At 68.3% G+C, this 15306-nt stretch carries 9 protein-coding genes; 6 read left to right on the top strand and 3 right to left on the bottom strand.

From position 1 onward, the window contains the following. Position 1 precedes the first annotated feature (1 nt). The 3 genes from VD997_15965 to VD997_15975 form a co-directional block, all read right to left on the bottom strand. Positions 2 to 3259: an efflux RND transporter permease subunit gene (locus tag VD997_15965; protein HYE63486.1), complete on the bottom strand. Its 3258-nt coding sequence runs from the start codon at positions 3257 to 3259 to the stop codon at positions 2 to 4. Between the two features lie 6 nt (positions 3260 to 3265). Further along, on the bottom strand, positions 3266 to 4678 hold the full coding sequence (locus tag VD997_15970; protein HYE63487.1) for an HlyD family efflux transporter periplasmic adaptor subunit: 1413 nt from the start codon (positions 4676 to 4678) through the stop codon (positions 3266 to 3268). A 103-nt stretch (positions 4679 to 4781) separates the two neighbouring features. Next, on the bottom strand, positions 4782 to 5255 hold the full coding sequence (locus VD997_15975) for a hypothetical protein (protein HYE63488.1): 474 nt from the start codon (positions 5253 to 5255) through the stop codon (positions 4782 to 4784). 80 nt (positions 5256 to 5335) lie between these two features. Between VD997_15975 and VD997_15980 the strand changes: the two genes are divergently transcribed. The 6 genes from VD997_15980 (at position 5336) to VD997_16005 (ending at position 15152) form a co-directional block, all read left to right on the top strand. Further along, complete coding sequence (locus tag VD997_15980) at positions 5336 to 6988, top strand: PHP domain-containing protein (GenBank protein HYE63489.1); 1653 nt, start codon at positions 5336 to 5338, stop codon at positions 6986 to 6988. Between the two features lie 183 nt (positions 6989 to 7171). Continuing rightward, the gene (locus VD997_15985; GenBank protein ID HYE63490.1) at positions 7172 to 9118 is read left to right on the top strand and encodes a hypothetical protein; all 1947 of its coding nucleotides are present in this window, start codon (positions 7172 to 7174) and stop codon (positions 9116 to 9118) included. A 185-nt stretch (positions 9119 to 9303) separates the two neighbouring features. After that, the gene (locus VD997_15990; protein ID HYE63491.1) at positions 9304 to 10779 is read left to right on the top strand and encodes a hypothetical protein; all 1476 of its coding nucleotides are present in this window, start codon (positions 9304 to 9306) and stop codon (positions 10777 to 10779) included. Positions 10780 to 10920: 141 nt separating this feature from the next. Beyond that, positions 10921 to 12312: a hypothetical protein gene (locus VD997_15995; GenBank protein HYE63492.1), complete on the top strand. Its 1392-nt coding sequence runs from the start codon at positions 10921 to 10923 to the stop codon at positions 12310 to 12312. Positions 12313 to 12635: 323 nt separating this feature from the next. Continuing rightward, a complete protein-coding gene (locus VD997_16000) occupies positions 12636 to 14591 on the top strand; it encodes a M12 family metallo-peptidase (protein HYE63493.1) in 1956 nt (651 codons plus the stop codon). Positions 14592 to 14654: 63 nt separating this feature from the next. Next, the gene (locus tag VD997_16005) at positions 14655 to 15152 is read left to right on the top strand and encodes a YajQ family cyclic di-GMP-binding protein (protein HYE63494.1); all 498 of its coding nucleotides are present in this window, start codon (positions 14655 to 14657) and stop codon (positions 15150 to 15152) included. Positions 15153 to 15306: the final 154 nt, after the last annotated feature.

A 15306-nucleotide genomic window follows, 5' to 3' on the forward strand; every position in this document is an offset into this window, starting at 1 on the left:
TTCAGTCTCCGGTACTGGTGCTGGTTGGACGCCTGCGGAAGGCCCGGGTTACGCGCCCGAGCATGGATTCGTTGTTGGAGATAGCCCCGGTGTCAGGGCCGAAGATGAGGGCGTACCCCGCGGGCACGACGACCAGGTTGAGGAACGTCGATGTGAGCAGGCCGCCGAGCACGACGAGGGCGAGCGGTGCGAGTAGCTCGCTCCCGGGGCGACCTGCGGCGAGTGCGAGCGGAACCAGCCCCAACGCCGCGGCGAGCGCGGTCATGAGGATGGGGACAAGGCGCTCCATCGAGCCCTGCACCACGGCCTCGGCCAGTGGCTTGCCTTCGTGCTGCATGAGATGCTGATAATGGTTGACCAGCAGGATGCCATTGCGCACGGCGATTCCGAAGAGCGTGATGAAGCCCACCATGCTGGCAATCGAGATGACCGGCGGCAGATAAGGGCGGGAGGAGAGGCCCAGCAGCGCGAGCGAGTTGTGCCACACGCCCGCGAGCCCGCCGGGCGTCTGCGTGAAGTAGATCGCGAGCAGCCCGCCGATGATGGCCAGCGGCAGGTTGATCATGACCAGCAGCGCCGCGCGGAGCGAACCGGTTGAGAGCTGGAGCAGCAGGAGCATCGCGAGCGCCACGCCCGCCCCCGCGACGAGCAGCGTGCGGCTGGCGGACTGCTGGGCCTCGAACTGCCCGCCGAAGTGCACGGTGTAGCCCGCCCGCTGAACGATCGGCTCCACGCGGGCACGCACGGCCGTGATGAGGTCGCCAAGGTTGTACCCCGGCGCGATGTTGCAGGAAACCACGGCCTTGCGCTGGGCCGACTCCCTGGCGATCAGGTTACTGGTGCGCTGGGGGTAGATTTCTGCGACCTCCGACAGCCGCACGGTCGCGCCCGCGCGGTTGCGCAGGAGCAGCCCCTGCACCTGCTCCACGCTCTCCCTCTGATCGGGCGAGAGGCGCACGGTCAGGTCATAGCGTCGCACGCCCTGGTTCACCTCGGCCACGTGAACGCCAGCGAGCGCCGCCTCCACCTGCGCCGCGGCTTCGCCCGGAGTCAGCCCCGCGGCCGCGAGGTCGTGCGGGCGATAGCTGATCGTGAGGGAGGTGATCATCACCTCGCGGTTTGCCGTGACGTCGCGAGCCCCCGGCAGCATGCGGAGCTCGGCCTCGATCTGCCGCGCGAGCGTGCGGAGGGTGGCGAGGTCTTCGCCGTAGACGTTGATGGCGATGGCCGCGGGGGTGCCGGAGAGAATGTGCGAGAGCCGGTGCTCGATGGGCTGGCCAATGGCAACGGTAACGCCGGGGATGGAGCCGGCGAAGCCGGCGATGTGCTCGCGGACGGCGTCCTTGTCGGCCCCGGGCAGCAGGGCGATGTCGATCTCCGAGCTGCTGACGGGCTCGGCGTGCTCGTCGCGTTCCGCTCGCCCCGTGCGCCGGGTGACGGTGCGGACGCCCTCGATGCCGACCAGGCGGCGCTCGACGCCGGAGGCGATTCGGTTCGATTCCTCCAGCGAGGTGCCGGGTGGGGACATCAGGAACAGCGTCAGCGAGCCCTCGTTGAACTCGGGGAGGAAGGCGGTGCCGAAGGTGCGGCCCAGCAGGAGTGCGGCCGCCGTCGAGAGGACCGCCGCGGTGAGGACCACGCCCCGACGCCGGATCGAGGCGCGGAGCAGGGGCTCGTAGCCGCGCTTCAGCCAGCGGACCAGGAAGCCCTCCCCGAGTTCGTGCCGGGCGTCTCCGGAGGCGAGCTTCCCACGCAAGAGCAGGCCGCAGAGGGCGGGTGTGACGGTGAGGGCCACGAAGAGCGAGGCGAGGATCGAGATGATGTAGGTCACGCCCAGGGGCTGGAAGAAGCGGCCCTCGAGCCCCTCCAGGAAGAGCAGGGGCACGAAGACAATCACGATGATCACGGTGGCGAACACCATCGAGGGGCGGATCTCGTTGCTGGCGTCGAACACCACGTCGTTGACCGGCCGGCGTTCGCCCGCGGGCAGCGCGGCGTTGAGGCGCAGGCGGCGGTAGACGTTCTCGACGTCGATGATGGCGTCGTCCACAAGGACGCCGATGGCCACGGCGAGGCCGCCCAGCGTCATCACGTTGAGCGAGAGGCCCAGTCCGCGCATGGCCAGCAGCGCCACCGCAAGCGAGAGGGGCAGGGCCGTGAGCGTGATGATCGTCGTGCGGACGTTCAGCAGGAACAGCACGAGAATGACCGCGACGATGATGGTGGCGTCCCGCAGAACGTGCACGACGTTGCTCACCGAGCGCTCGATGAAGTCGGCCTGGCGGAACGCGTGGGGGTTGAGCGAGATGCCCCTGGGCACGCTGGGGGCGAGCTGGGCGAGCGCCTCGTCGATTTGCCGGGTGAGCGCGAGCGTGTTGGTGCCGGGGCTCTTCTGGAGCGTGAGGACCACCGCGGGGCGTGCGTCGCTGGAGGCCGTGCCACGCTTGGGGGCAGGGCCCAGGGCTACATCGGCGACTTGCCCCATCGTGACCGGGACGCCCTGGTGAAATGACACGATGGTGGACTCGATGTCGCGCACGGAACGCACGCGGGCCGTCTGGCGGAGGGGCAGCTCCTGCCTGTCAACGTTGGGCAGGTAACCGGCGCTGGCGGTGCTGTGGGCGTTCTTCGCGGCCTCGGCAACGTCCTGCACCGTGAGGTTGTAGAGGGCGAGCCGGTCCTGACGGACGTTGACCTGGTACTCGGGAAGTTCGCCGCCGATCGCGGAGACCTGGGCGACGCCCGGCACCGCGAGCAGGCGGTTGCGAAGGTCAAACTCGGCGTACGCGCGGAGGTCCAGCGGCGAGACGGTGCCGTCGGGCGAGGACACCGCGAGCAGCATGAACTCACCAGTGATGGAAGTGACGGGTGTGATCTCGGAGTGGGCCTCGGGGGGGAGCGACTCGCGGACACCGGCGAGGCGCTCGCTCACGAACTGGCGTGCGCGGTAGATGTCGGTGCCCCAGTCGAACTCGACCCACACCAGGGAAAGGGAGATGGCGCTGGCGCTGCGGACGCGTCGGACGCCGGGCAATCCGTTGACGCTCGTCTCGATGGGGAAGGTGACGTACTGCTCTACTTCGTCGGCGGCGAGCCCGCCCGCCTCGGTGAGGACCACGACCGTCGGCGCGTTGAGCTCCGGGAACACATCCACCGGCGTGCGCGGCAGCTGCCACAAGGCGTACCCCAACAGCAGAACCCCCAGCAGCAGGACCACGCCGGAGTGGCGGAGCGAGAAAGCAATGAGGTGCTTGAGCATGAGGGCTTAGTCCTCGCCCTCGTGGAAGGTCCCGTCGGCGTGGAAGTGGCCGCCCTTCTGCGCGGTGCCGCTGGTCGCCACCATGAGCTGGTACACGCCGTCGACCACGACCTCGTCACCCTCGCGAACGCCGCTGTTGACGACCACGAAGCGGCCGTCGTCCTCGCCGAGGTCTGCCTCTAGCCGCATGACGCGGTCCGGGTTCTTCGGATCGCGCCGGAAGATGATCGGGGTAAGTCCGTCGCGCGCGACCGCCTGCACAGGTACTGCGAGTTGGCTGTTACTGCCCTCGTCCTGAGGCGTGAGCTCAAGGAAGCCGGAGACGCCGGCCCGGGCCCAGGGGATGGGCGATGAGGGAGTGACAAGCAGATCGATCGACCGCTGCTGCGGGTCTGCAACCGGAGCGATAGCGAGGGTTCCCCGGAGGGGAGCCGCCGCGGAAGCCGGGTCCCCAATCGGCGGCACGATGACCGCGGGCATGCCCGGCGTGATGCGTCGGAGGTCAGCCTGCGGGGCATGAGCCCGAAACAGCACACGCGTCGGGTCCACGACGCTCAGCACCGGCGCGGTGGCGTCAACCCACGACCCGTTGGAGACCGCGATGTTCTCCACTGCCCCCGGCGCCGTGGCGCGGACTTCGACGATGCTCAGCGTGCGCCAGGACGGCGCTCCGCCGCCCGCAAGCCCCTGCAACTCCCCGACCGGAACCCCGGTGAGGGATGCGAGCGAGGACAGCGTGAGCTCGACGCGCAGCGTGGCCGCGCTCTGCTCCGCCCGTAGCTTGCCCTCCTGGGCGTCCAGCTCCGCGTGCTTCTCGTGGGCCTCGCTGATGTCGGCGCGGGCTGCGGCGAGCGCGGCCTGCGCCTCGGCGATGTTGGCGCCACTCCCCGCGCCCGCGGCCCGGAGTTCCTCGAGCTTGGCTACCCGCGCGGCCCACATCTGCTCGGCGGTGCGGAGGTTCTGCTCGTGCACCTCGTGGGCCTGCCGTAACGGGCCCATGGCATCAAGGCCGGCAGTGGCCAGCGACGTGGCCGCGATCGCCTCCGCCAGCCGCTCCTGCAGCTCGCGCAGACGCGGCGTATCGAGGCGGTACAGCGGGGTGCCGGAGTCCACCGTCGCCGCCGGGTTGACCAGCAGCTGCACACGCCCGGGGGCGGGGGCGCGGTGCTCCTGGCGTGCAGTTGGCAGGGCCTCGAAGCTCCCGGGTATGCGGAGCGTGCGGCCCACTGCCCGCTTCTGGACCTTCGCGAAGGTAATGCCCAGGTTCTGCCGGACAGACGCTGGGATGTCCACGCGGTTCGTTGGCGCGGGGGCGTGCTGAGTCGCCGGTGCGGACGCGGGCTCAGCTTCACGCCGGCAGCCGGCGAGCGTCACCAGGGTAACGAGCGGCACGAACGTGACGCAACGAAGTGGCGTCATGGAAGGGACTCCATGCTTGGAAGAGACTCGACGCGTTGTTGAGGAGGTGGCGGGCGAAGCGATCGCGCCCAGGCTGGTTCATCGTGCGCGCAGTGTCGCGCCGCTAGACCTGCAGGCGCGTTGTTCGCAACAGGCTCGAGGCCCCGTGTGCCCGAGAGGGGGCCGACCGCTCCGCTTGCGGGCTCACATAGAAGCAGACGTGCGCGGGCACGCCCTCCGGGAGCGTCATGTCAATGCCAAAGTCACTCTGGCCCAACGCCGCGGCATCGATGCAGGCGCGGCTCAGGATTGGATCAGCGTCCGAGAGGTGCACGTGCGGCGGAGTGTGCGGCGGTTCTCCGTCTTGCGTGCACGACAGCAGCGCCGCGCACGGGTGATGATGGTGATCCCCGCCGTCCCTGTGGTCATGGGTGTGGGCGTGCAGGCGGTCATGATGGTGCTCCCCGCCACTGTGCTGGCGGTGGTGGTCGTGATGGTGGGGGATCACCAGCACACCACCGGTGGCGCGGAGTGTCCCGGTCAGCGCCAGCAGGATCGCCAGCAGCGGGGCCAGGAAGATGGGCCACGGGGAGTGCATCGGCTCTCAGTATAACGGTGGCCAACCCCGGGTGATGCACGCATGATGAAGGCATCGCGGCGGAACTGACCAACTCGGATGTGGCGGCCCGGCTGGAGCAGCTGGCGGTGCTGCTGCGCGAGCAGGGGGCCGACCGCTACAAGCTGCGGGCGTACCGCAACGCGGCCGCGTCCCTTCGGAGCTACCCGGCGAATGTGGCCCGCATGGTCACGGCGGGCGAGGACCTGCGGAGTGTGCCGGGCGTCGGCAAGAGCATCGCCAGCGCGATCCGCGAGATCATCAAGACCGGCGGGCTCAAGACCGCCGAGCGGCTCGGTGGCGGGGAGTCGAAGGTGGCGGTGGAGGTGGCGGCCGCCGCCGGGGTGCCGCTGCGAGAGGCCCGCCGAATCGTTGAAGAGCTGAAGGTCGGCAGCGTCGAGGAGCTGGCACGAGCCTTGGAGGACAATGAAGCGCTCTCGGGAGTGCACCCTAAGTTTGCATTCCAGCTACGACGGTGGCTGACGGGGGCGCAGGAGGTGCTTTGGGCCGACGCGGAGTACCTGAGCGGGACCTTCGAGCGTGTGATCGCCGGCGGGCGGGACGTCAGACGCGTCGAAGTCGCGGGCGAGGTGCGGCGTGGCGTTGAGACGGTTGGGGCGCTCGCGTATGTCGTGGAGTGCGCAACGGCGGAGGCGTTGGTCGAGGCTCTGCAGGCCCATGCAGGGCTGTCACGGGTCGAGCGTGCGAAGCCAAACCTGGTGACAGCACGGCTGGCGGCCGGCCCGGAGTTGCGTGTTCGGAGAGCAGGCGAGGGCGACTGGGGCGACGCGCTTGCTGAGGAAACAGGATCATCCGCCCACCTGGCGGAGGTGCGGCGAGTAGTGGGGCGGAAGCGCTTCGCGCCCGCCGCAACCGAGGACGAGTGGTACGAAGTGAGGGGCCTGGGATGGATTCCTCCCGAGTTCCGGGAGGGGCGCGGCGAGGTTGCTGCCGCGGCGGACGGCTCATTGCCCCAGCTCATCGAGCTCGCCGACATCCGCGGCGATCTCCACTGCCACACCACGGCCAGCGACGGCGCGAACACGCTGTCGGAGATGGTCGCCGCCGCGAGAGCCAAGGGGTACTCATACCTCTGCATCACCGACCACTCCAAGAGCCTCAAAATCACCCGCGGATTGGACGAGAAGCGATTGGCCGAGCAGGCCCGACAGATCGACGCGATGAACCGTCGGCTCAAGGGTTTCAGAGTGCTCAAGGGCTCCGAGGTCGACATACTTGCCGACGGCTCGCTCGACTTCTCCGATGAGACGCTCGCGACGCTCGACATCGTCATCGGCTCCATCCATTCGCGATTCGGGCTCGACAAGGAGCAGCAAACAGCCCGGCTGCTGCGGGCGGTGAGCAACCCTTACCTCACGTGCATCGGGCACATGACGGGGCGGCTGCTGCTCAAGCGCCCCGGCTACGAGTTCGATGTCGACCGCGTCCTGAAGGCGGTAAAGCAGCACGGGAAGCTCCTGGAGATCAACTCCAGCCCGGACCGTCTCGATATTGACGATGAACTCGCGATGCAGGCACGAGGACTGGGCATCCCGCTCCTGATCAACACCGATGCTCACAGCACCCGCGAGCTTGAGTTCATGCGCTATGGCGTGCAGCAGGGCCGGCGCGGGTGGCTGTCGAAGGCGGAGGTTCTCAACACCCTTCCGCTTTCGGCCCTGCTCCGGCGGCTCCGTGCGACCTTCCCAAGATAGCGCGGGCCCTGAACGGGGGGAGCAAACACCGAACAAGGGCGTCCGAACCGCGAACTTGGGCCCAGCCGGGGAACTTCTCTTCTCATTGCAGCGGATGATGCTGCTGATTACCCTAGGTCCCAGCGGGTCGCGGGGGTCAGCGTCACTGTTCCCGGTCTGGTCTGACTTGCAGGAGCTTCAATCATGGTCCGTCTGAGCCGTCCCGCGGCGATTGCCGCATTGTGTCTTGCCTCGGGCGCGCTCGCGCAGCCCGCGAACAACAACTGCGCCAGCGCCGAGCTGATCAACCTCGCCGTGGGTGAGACCAAGTCGGTCGAGGGGACCACCGCCGGCGCCACGGTCGACAACGCCGCCGGAAGCTGCGGCAGTTCGACGAACACGCCCGACGTGTGGTACCGCGTGATCGCCCCGTCCAACGGCCTGCTCACTCTCAGCACCTGCACCGGCACCACCTACAACAGCGTGATCGCGGTCAAGGCCTCCTGCGCGGCGACGACGACGCTGGCCTGCAACGACAACGCCTGCGGCTCGCAATCCCGCGTGACGCTCTCGGTCACCTCGGGCACGACGTACTACGTGCGAGTCGCCGGCGCCAGCCTTGCCACCGGCGCGTTCGTGCTCACCGTGCAGCACCAGGGCGCCCCCACGCCGGTCCTGGGCCCCGACGTCATCACGGCCGTGATCCCCGACATGCTGCGCCACGGCACCAGCGTGGACGGCACGGTCACCGCGTACTCCGTCGGGACGACGTCCTGTAATCCCGGCGACTACCCCGTGCTGTGGATCGACAACAGCAACTACCTGCCGGACTACGACACCACCCGTCACCCGGTCATCAGCCAGAACATCTACCGGCTCAAGTCCTACACGGCCCCGGGCGGGGGGACTTACCAGCGCTTCGAGCAGCTCGGCCAGAGCTGGCTGAAGCACGGCTTCCTGTCCACGAACTCGTCCGGGTGCGGCACGTGCATCACGAGCAACGTCTGGCGCCCGAGCACGCAGAGCTACCAGAACTTTGGGAGCGACGCCATCGGCGTGAACTGCTCCGACACGTATGGCGCCAGCCTCAACGGCACGCACACGTACCTCGGAGCCAAGAGCATCGTGCACCCGACGCTCGGCACGTCCCCCTTTGTCCGCAACAACGGCACCGGGGACGCTACCACCAAGATGCGTCTGCAGGTGCCCACCGCGGACGTGACGGCGCAGCCCGCGGGCACACGGTTCTTTGCCGACGCCTTCTATGTCACGGCCGATGACGCCCAGTTCGTCCGCCCCGGCCAGACTGTCGCGACCAATGCGCTCAACAATGCCAGCTACCGTGAGCTGAGCGCCGGCAGCATGGGCGGTACGCCGACCTTCGTCGGCAACACTATGACGCAGCAGCCCGGCATCTTCGCGTGGAAGGCCGCGGACAGCACGGTCACCCTGGTGACCGCGGACCACGACGACACCGAGAACCCCAGCACCGGCTTCCGCGACGGCAACGGCAACCCGGCGTTCCCCGGCACGTTCATCCGCTCGCGATTCTGGGTGGCGGGAAAGGCCACCAGCCTGGGCAACGGCCTGTGGCGGTATGAATACGCGGTGTACAACCACAACAGCGACCGGGGCGCGGGCACGCTGAGCTTCAACGTCCCGGCGGGCGCGACGGTGTCCGACTACTTCTTCCGGGCCCCCAAGTACCACTCCGGCGAGCCCTACAGCAACGCGAACTGGACGATGAGCAAGAGCGGCACCACGCTGACCTTCTCCACCGAGCCCTACGCGACCAACGCGAACGCGAACGCGATCCGCTGGGCCACGCTGTACAACTTCGGCTTCACCACCGACGTGGCCCCCGTAAACGGCACCGCCGAGCTGGGCCTGTTCAAGCCCGGCACGATCCCCTCAATCACGGTCGCCGGCCTGCCCGTGCCCACTCCCCCTGCCACCTGCGGCCCGCAGGACTTCAACGGCGACGGCGATAGCGGCACCGATCAGGACATCGAGGCCTTCTTCGCCTGCCTTGGCGGCAACTGCTGCCCGAGCTGCTGGGAGGGCGGCGCCGACTTCAACGGTGACGGGGACATCGGCACCGATCAGGACATCGAGGCCTTCTTCCGCGTCCTGGGCGGCAGCCCCTGCTGATCCGCCTTTGATCCAGATCTGACCGCAGGAGCCCGGGGATCAGCCCCGGGCTCTTTTCATTTCTTGTTGCGGCAGGATCGTGAGGGCGGTAGCCTGTTGCCCAGCGGGTCCTTGGGGTTGCGTCGTTCGCGGCGCGCGTGGTTGTTGCATTCGTGGTCGTGGTCTCTCCCGCAGGAGTGAATGTCATGAGCATGCAGGCTGGCCGCGTGGCGGCTCTGGTCGTCCTCTCGACGGTGTGCGGCGCGTCGCTGGGGCAGGCGATCGGCCCCGACATGGTGTCGTCGTCCATGGTGGATGTTGCTCGCTATGGGACCGATCCCACGGGCACCATCACCGCTTACGCGGTGGGCTCGGTGACGTGCAACAAGGGCGACCAGCCGGCGATCGTGTCCTCGGGCGCGATCCGCCCGCTCATCGGCCAGAACATGTACCGCCTCAAGACGTTCACCAGCCCCGGCGGCGGTACGTACTCGCGCCTGGAGCAGGTGGGGCAGTCGTGGGCCAAGCGCGTGGGACTGCCCATCAACGGCAATACCGTGAGCTGCGGGGCATGCGCGGGCAGCGCCGGCAGCGGCATGATGAACGTTAACTGTGCCGACACCTACGGCAGCGGCTTCAACGGCAGCCAGGGGCTGCTCGGGCCGCGCTCGATGTGCAACGCCACGCGAGGCGACACCCTGGGCGGCGCCGGCACCAGCATCGGCGACAGCATCACGCGCGGGCGGCTCCAGGTGCCCACGGCCGATGTGACCGCGCAGCCCGCCGGCACGCGCTTCTTCGTCGAGAACGTCACCCTGCTGCCCGACGACGCCCAGCACGTGCGCCCGGGGCAGACGGTTGGCGTCAACGCGATGAACAACGCGAGCAGCCAGGAGGTCGGCATCAACGGCGGGGTCAGCAACCCGACGCTGATCGGCGGCACGGGGGCGGGCGGGAGCGCCATCGGGGTGCCCATGCTGGAGCGGTGGCGGCAGATCGACCCCGAGGTGACGGTGGTGACGGTCGATCACGACGACTTCGTGAACCCCAGCCCCGAGTTCCCGGGGACGTTCATCCGCTCGCGGTTCTACGTGGCGGCTCGGGTGACGGAGCTCTCGCCCGGGCGCTGGCGCTACGAGTACGCCCTGTTCAATCTCAACTCCGACCGCAGCGCGGGGGCGTTCATCATCCCGATGCACGACGTGGGCGAGGTGACCGAGTACAGCTTCCGCCACCCGCTGTACCACTCCGGCGAGCCTTACAGCAACATGCCCTGGAGCGCGGCCCGCAGCAACGGCGAGATGAGCTTCGCGACCACGCCCTTCGCCACGAACCCCAACGCCAACGCCCTGCGCTGGGGCACGACGTACTCGATCGGCTTCACCAGCAACGTGCCGCCGGGCACGGGCAGCGGGCGGCTGGAGTTGTTCAAGCCCGGGACCGCCGGGCCGGCGCTGACCGTGCCGGGGATCCCGGTGCCCACGCTCGAGCCCTGCCCGCAGGACTACGACGGCGATGGCGAGTTCGTTGACGCGGACATCGAGGCGTTCTTCGCTTGCATCGGCGGCCACTGCTGTCCCCGGTGCTTCCCCGGCCGCAGCGACTTCAACCTCGACGGCGACTCGGGCACCGATCAGGACATCGAAGGCTTCTTCCGGGTGATCGGCGGCAACCCCTGCTGATCGTTCACCGTGCCAGGTGAGCAGGGCCCGGTCTGCGGGCCCCTGCTCGTTTTTGACAACGGTGAGCCAAGTGATGATCGTGTTCCGGCGAGGACGGCGCATGATGGTGGCTGGGATTGACCACTGCCCCGGAGCCGATCCATGCCCACACCCGAATGCACCCGCGCCCTGAAGACGCTCGTGCCCGCCCTGCTGGTGGCCGCCGCGGCCGGCGTCGCGGACGCCGACCCCGGCGAGCTCCTCTGGACCCGCGTCCTGACCGACCCCTACGCCTACGGCACCTTCCCCGCCGTGGACCCGCAGGGCAACGTCTACTGGCCCAACCGCGGCCTGTGGTCCTACACCCGGGAGGGCGAACTCCGCTGGTGGCGGGACAACACGGACGGGCCGGTGGCCATCCGCCCCGACGGCGCGATCTTCACCACCGAGTACGTCAACACCCGCACCGCCGAGGACCCCTTCTGGGTGCAGGGGTTCGTGCGGCTGACCGCGAACAACGAGCAGGTCTGGTGGACGGGCCTGCCCACGCGCTGCGCCTGGCCGGAGGCGGGGCCGATCGTGGGGCCCGACGGGAACATCTACGGCACGTGCTCGGGCGGCTACAACGCGCCCGGACCGGCGTTCTCGATCCACGAGGACGGCTGGACCCGCTGGGTGGTCCAGGGGTTCAAGAGCGCGTCCATCAACATCAACGACCGGACCGACGACACGGGCCGGTTCTATGTGCGGGCGGGAACGATCCCCGCGCCCAACGCACCGTGGGGCGGGGCGGGCGGTGTGGTGGCCATCGACCTGAACGGCCAGGTGCGTTGGGAGAACATCCAGAGCGGCGCCGACTACGTGGGCATCCACTACCCCACCGGTGGCGTCATCACGCAGCAGCTCGCACGCGACCCCGACGAGAACCCGCTGTGGAACTACGGCTCCTCGTGGACGAGCACCGATACCGACGGCTCGGTGTACCTGCGCCACGGCTGGTACCGCTATGACAAGCTCCGGCCCGACGGATCGGTGGTGTGGCAGATCGGCCCCATCGGCAGCGGCAACTACGTCAACCAGCCCGCGTTCTCCCCCGACCACTTCATGATGTACCTGACCTTTGGGCCATGCATCGGCTATCCCGACACGGCCTGCCCCGGGCGGGTGGTGGCGCTGCGCACGGGCGACGGATCGATCGCGTGGCAGTACGAGTTCCCGCGGCTGCCTGATGACCTGATCGAACTGCACAAGGCCGCGGTGAGCCCCGACGGCACGCGCCTGTATGTGACCGGCTACAAGCGAATCGCCGGGCACGGCTACCTGATGGCCTTCGACACCGGCGTGGCGCCCACGCCCGTGTGCGGCACATCGGACTTCAACGGCGACGGCGACGCGGGCACGGACCAGGACATCGAGGCGTTCTTCGCGTGCATCGGCGGCAACTGCTGCCCCACCTGCTTCGGGGGCGGGGCGGACTTCAACGCGGACGGCGACACCGCGACCGATCAGGACATCGAGGCCTTCTTCCGCGTGCTGGGCGGCGGCGCCTGCTGAGGTTCTCGGGCCAGGACAATGGCCTTCACCGCGGAGTTTGCGGAGCGGGCGGAGTTGCGCGATGTTTGATGAGGACCCGTGGAGATCCGGCCCTGGAAGGGAGTCCGGACCAATGGACCCCGACCGAAGACTCTGGTCTCATGAGGGATCCGCCCCCCCGGGCGTGGCGTACCGCCCCTTGCGGCGTGCTGTATGCTGCAATGGCTGTTCTCTTGGCCCGTTTCTCACGGGCTGACTTCAGGCGGTTTCTGACTCACGCAGACAAGGAGCCAGGGGTGGCGCACACGTTTGTTCCGGCCGCGGCGTTGTTCATTGGGTTCACTATGGCACTCACGGCCCACGCCGGCGAGCCCTCGCCCCTGCGGCTGATGGCTGAGGATGAGCGGGGCGTGGCCACCCTGGCTCTCGACCAGGATGCCTACGAGCGGCTCGCGCCGGCGGTCGCGGTTGAGTTCGACGGCTTCGTGCTGGGCGCCGGAAAGGCCGCGGACGTGAGCCTCACCAGGATGGAACTCTTCGCGCCCGACGCCAAGTTTGTCGATCGCACCGAGGCGGGCGAAGTCGAGCTGGCGCGCCCCGAGGTGCAGTTGTGGCGCGGCACAGTGGAAGGCGAACCGGACTCGCGCGTGTTCCTGGCGCTCACGCCCCATGGCAGCAGCGGCTTCGTGCAGTGCAGCCACGGCCATTTCATCATCTCCAGCGGCCCGTCAGGCCGTTGGCCCACGGTCGCCTACGACCTCGCCAGCCCCGCCGGCGCGGGGATCCAGTTTGACATGCCGGGTTGCGGAGGCGGCATCCTTCCCGAGGGTGAGCAGGCGCCCGCCTCGATCGGCGAAGCCACCTACGAGCCGCGTGTGTACACCTGCAAGCGCTACCGCATCGCCATCGACTGCGACCAGGAGTTCACGGCCAACCTCTTCGGCGGCAACGCAGCGTCCGCGCAGGTCTACGCCACCTCGCTGCTAGGGGCCGTGTCGGAGATCTACCAGCGCGACATGAACGTCGCGATGGAACTGGGCTACCTCCGCACATGGACCACGACCGATCCTTACACGCAGACCAACAACAGCCAGCAGTTGCCGCAGTTCCGCTCGTACTGGAACAACAACATGCAGAGCGTGAGCCGCAACCTCGCGCACCTGCTGTCCGCACGATCGCTGGGCGGCGGGATCGCGTACCTGCGGGCCGCGTGCTCGAGCAACGGTTATGGGGTGTCGGCCAACATGACCGGGTTCTTTCCTTATCCCATCATGCACCACAGCGCGTCCAACTGGGACCTGATGGTGGTGGCTCACGAAATGGGCCACAACCTGGGCAGCGGCCACACGCACGACGTCAACTCGTACAACCCCATCATCGACGGCTGCGGCAACAACGACTGTTCGCAGGCGACAAGCGGCACCATCATGAGCTACTGCCACCTGTGCAGCGGCGGCATGAGCAACATGAGGATGACGTTCGGCACGCGGGTGATCACCGCGATGCGGACCTACCTGGACGGGACTGCAAACACCTGCGGCACCGCCTTCGCGGCCACCAGCATCGCCCAGCACCCCGCGGGCGCCGCCCTCGATGAGGGAGACACGCTCACGCTCACCGTGCAGCATTCCGGCCAGGCGCCCACGGGCTACCGCTGGAAAAAGGGCACGGCGGTCCTGACAAACGGCGCCCGGATCTCGGGCGCGACCACCAACTCTCTCACCATCAGCGGCGTGCTGCCCGCCGACGCGGGCTCATACACCGTCGAGCTTCAGGCCCCCTGCGGCGTGGTGACCAGCTCCGCCGCGGTGATCGAAGTGACCGAGTGCCCCAGCTTCACCCAGCACCCGCAGAACCTTCAGGCGACGATCGGACAGGCGGTCAGCATCTCCGCCTATTCCACCGGCGCTTTTCCCCGCACCTACCAGTGGTTCAAGAACGGCGCGATGTTGAACAACACCGGCCGGATCACGGGCGCCACCAACTTCACACTGAACTTCAACCCCGTGCAAGAGGGAGATCAGGGCAGCTACACGCTCGTGGTGAGCAACGTCTGCGGCAGCCGCACCAGCCAGCCGGCCGTTCTGACGGTCATTGCGCCGGCGTGCGGCACAGCCGACTTCAACGGCGACGGCGATATCGGCACAGACGCCGATATCGAGGCGTTCTTCGCCTGCATCGGCGGGAACTGCTGCCCCTCCTGCTATGCGGGCGGTGCCGACTTCAATGCCGACGGCGACACCGGGACCGATGCGGACATCGAGTCGTTCTTCCGGGTGCTCGGCGGCGGCAACTGCTGAGGGTCGGAGCGAGCACCGGGATGAGGACATCTCGGCGGGACACTGCCGTACTATTGCCTCACTATGCCCAGCTTTGACATCGTCTCGCGCCTGAACTTTGCCGAGCTCGACAACGCGATCAACAACACGCTGAAGGCGGTCGCGGCGCGGTTTGATTACCGCGGGACGGCCTATGAGCTGACGGTGGACCGGAAGGAGAAGAAGCTCAAGGTCGTCGGTGACGACGACGGCAAGGTGAAGGGGATCCGCGAGATGTTCCAGTCCGCGGCGGTGAAGCGGGGGCTGGACGTGCGGAGCTTTGAGTGGGGGGAGATCGAGCCGACGGTGGCGGGCAAGGCCAAGTGCGAGGTCAAGCTCAGGGACGGGATCCCCACGGACGCCGCCAAGGCCATCCAGAAGGCGATCAAGGAGAGCAAGCTCAAGGTCACGGCGTCGATCCAGGAGGACGAGCTGCGGGTGACGGGCAAGCAGATCGACGACCTCCAGGCGGTGATGGGCATGTGCCGGGCGGGCATCCCCGGGGTGGAGCTGCCGCTGCAGTTCGTGAACATGAAGAGCTGACCGCTGCGGTCGCACGCGGGGGTGCGGGGGTGCGGGGGTGCGGGGGTGCGGGGGTGGCGGCTGGTCGGCACGCCGGTGCACTTCAGCGGTGCCGCCGGCAACCGGACGCGGCCCCCGCACGTACCGGGCAGCGGCCCTGGAACCGGGGCATACT

The sequence above is a fragment of the Phycisphaerales bacterium genome, assembly GCA_035627955.1.
Classification (GTDB): domain Bacteria; phylum Planctomycetota; class Phycisphaerae; order Phycisphaerales; family UBA1924; genus JAEYTB01.

Excerpts from the sequence above, each read along its gene's own strand:
- VD997_15965 (HYE63486.1), bottom strand. The coding sequence starts at position 3,259 with ATGCTCAAGCACCTCATTGCTTTCTCGCTCCGCCACTCCGGCGTGGTC.
- VD997_15970 (HYE63487.1), bottom strand. The coding sequence starts at position 4,678 with ATGACGCCACTTCGTTGCGTCACGTTCGTGCCGCTCGTTACCCTGGTG.
- VD997_15975 (HYE63488.1), bottom strand. The coding sequence starts at position 5,255 with ATGCACTCCCCGTGGCCCATCTTCCTGGCCCCGCTGCTGGCGATCCTG.
- VD997_15985 (HYE63490.1), top strand. The coding sequence starts at position 7,172 with ATGGTCCGTCTGAGCCGTCCCGCGGCGATTGCCGCATTGTGTCTTGCC.
- VD997_15990 (HYE63491.1), top strand. The coding sequence starts at position 9,304 with ATGAGCATGCAGGCTGGCCGCGTGGCGGCTCTGGTCGTCCTCTCGACG.
- VD997_15995 (HYE63492.1), top strand. The coding sequence starts at position 10,921 with ATGCCCACACCCGAATGCACCCGCGCCCTGAAGACGCTCGTGCCCGCC.
- VD997_16000 (HYE63493.1), top strand. The coding sequence starts at position 12,636 with ATGGCACTCACGGCCCACGCCGGCGAGCCCTCGCCCCTGCGGCTGATG.
- VD997_16005 (HYE63494.1), top strand. The coding sequence starts at position 14,655 with ATGCCCAGCTTTGACATCGTCTCGCGCCTGAACTTTGCCGAGCTCGAC.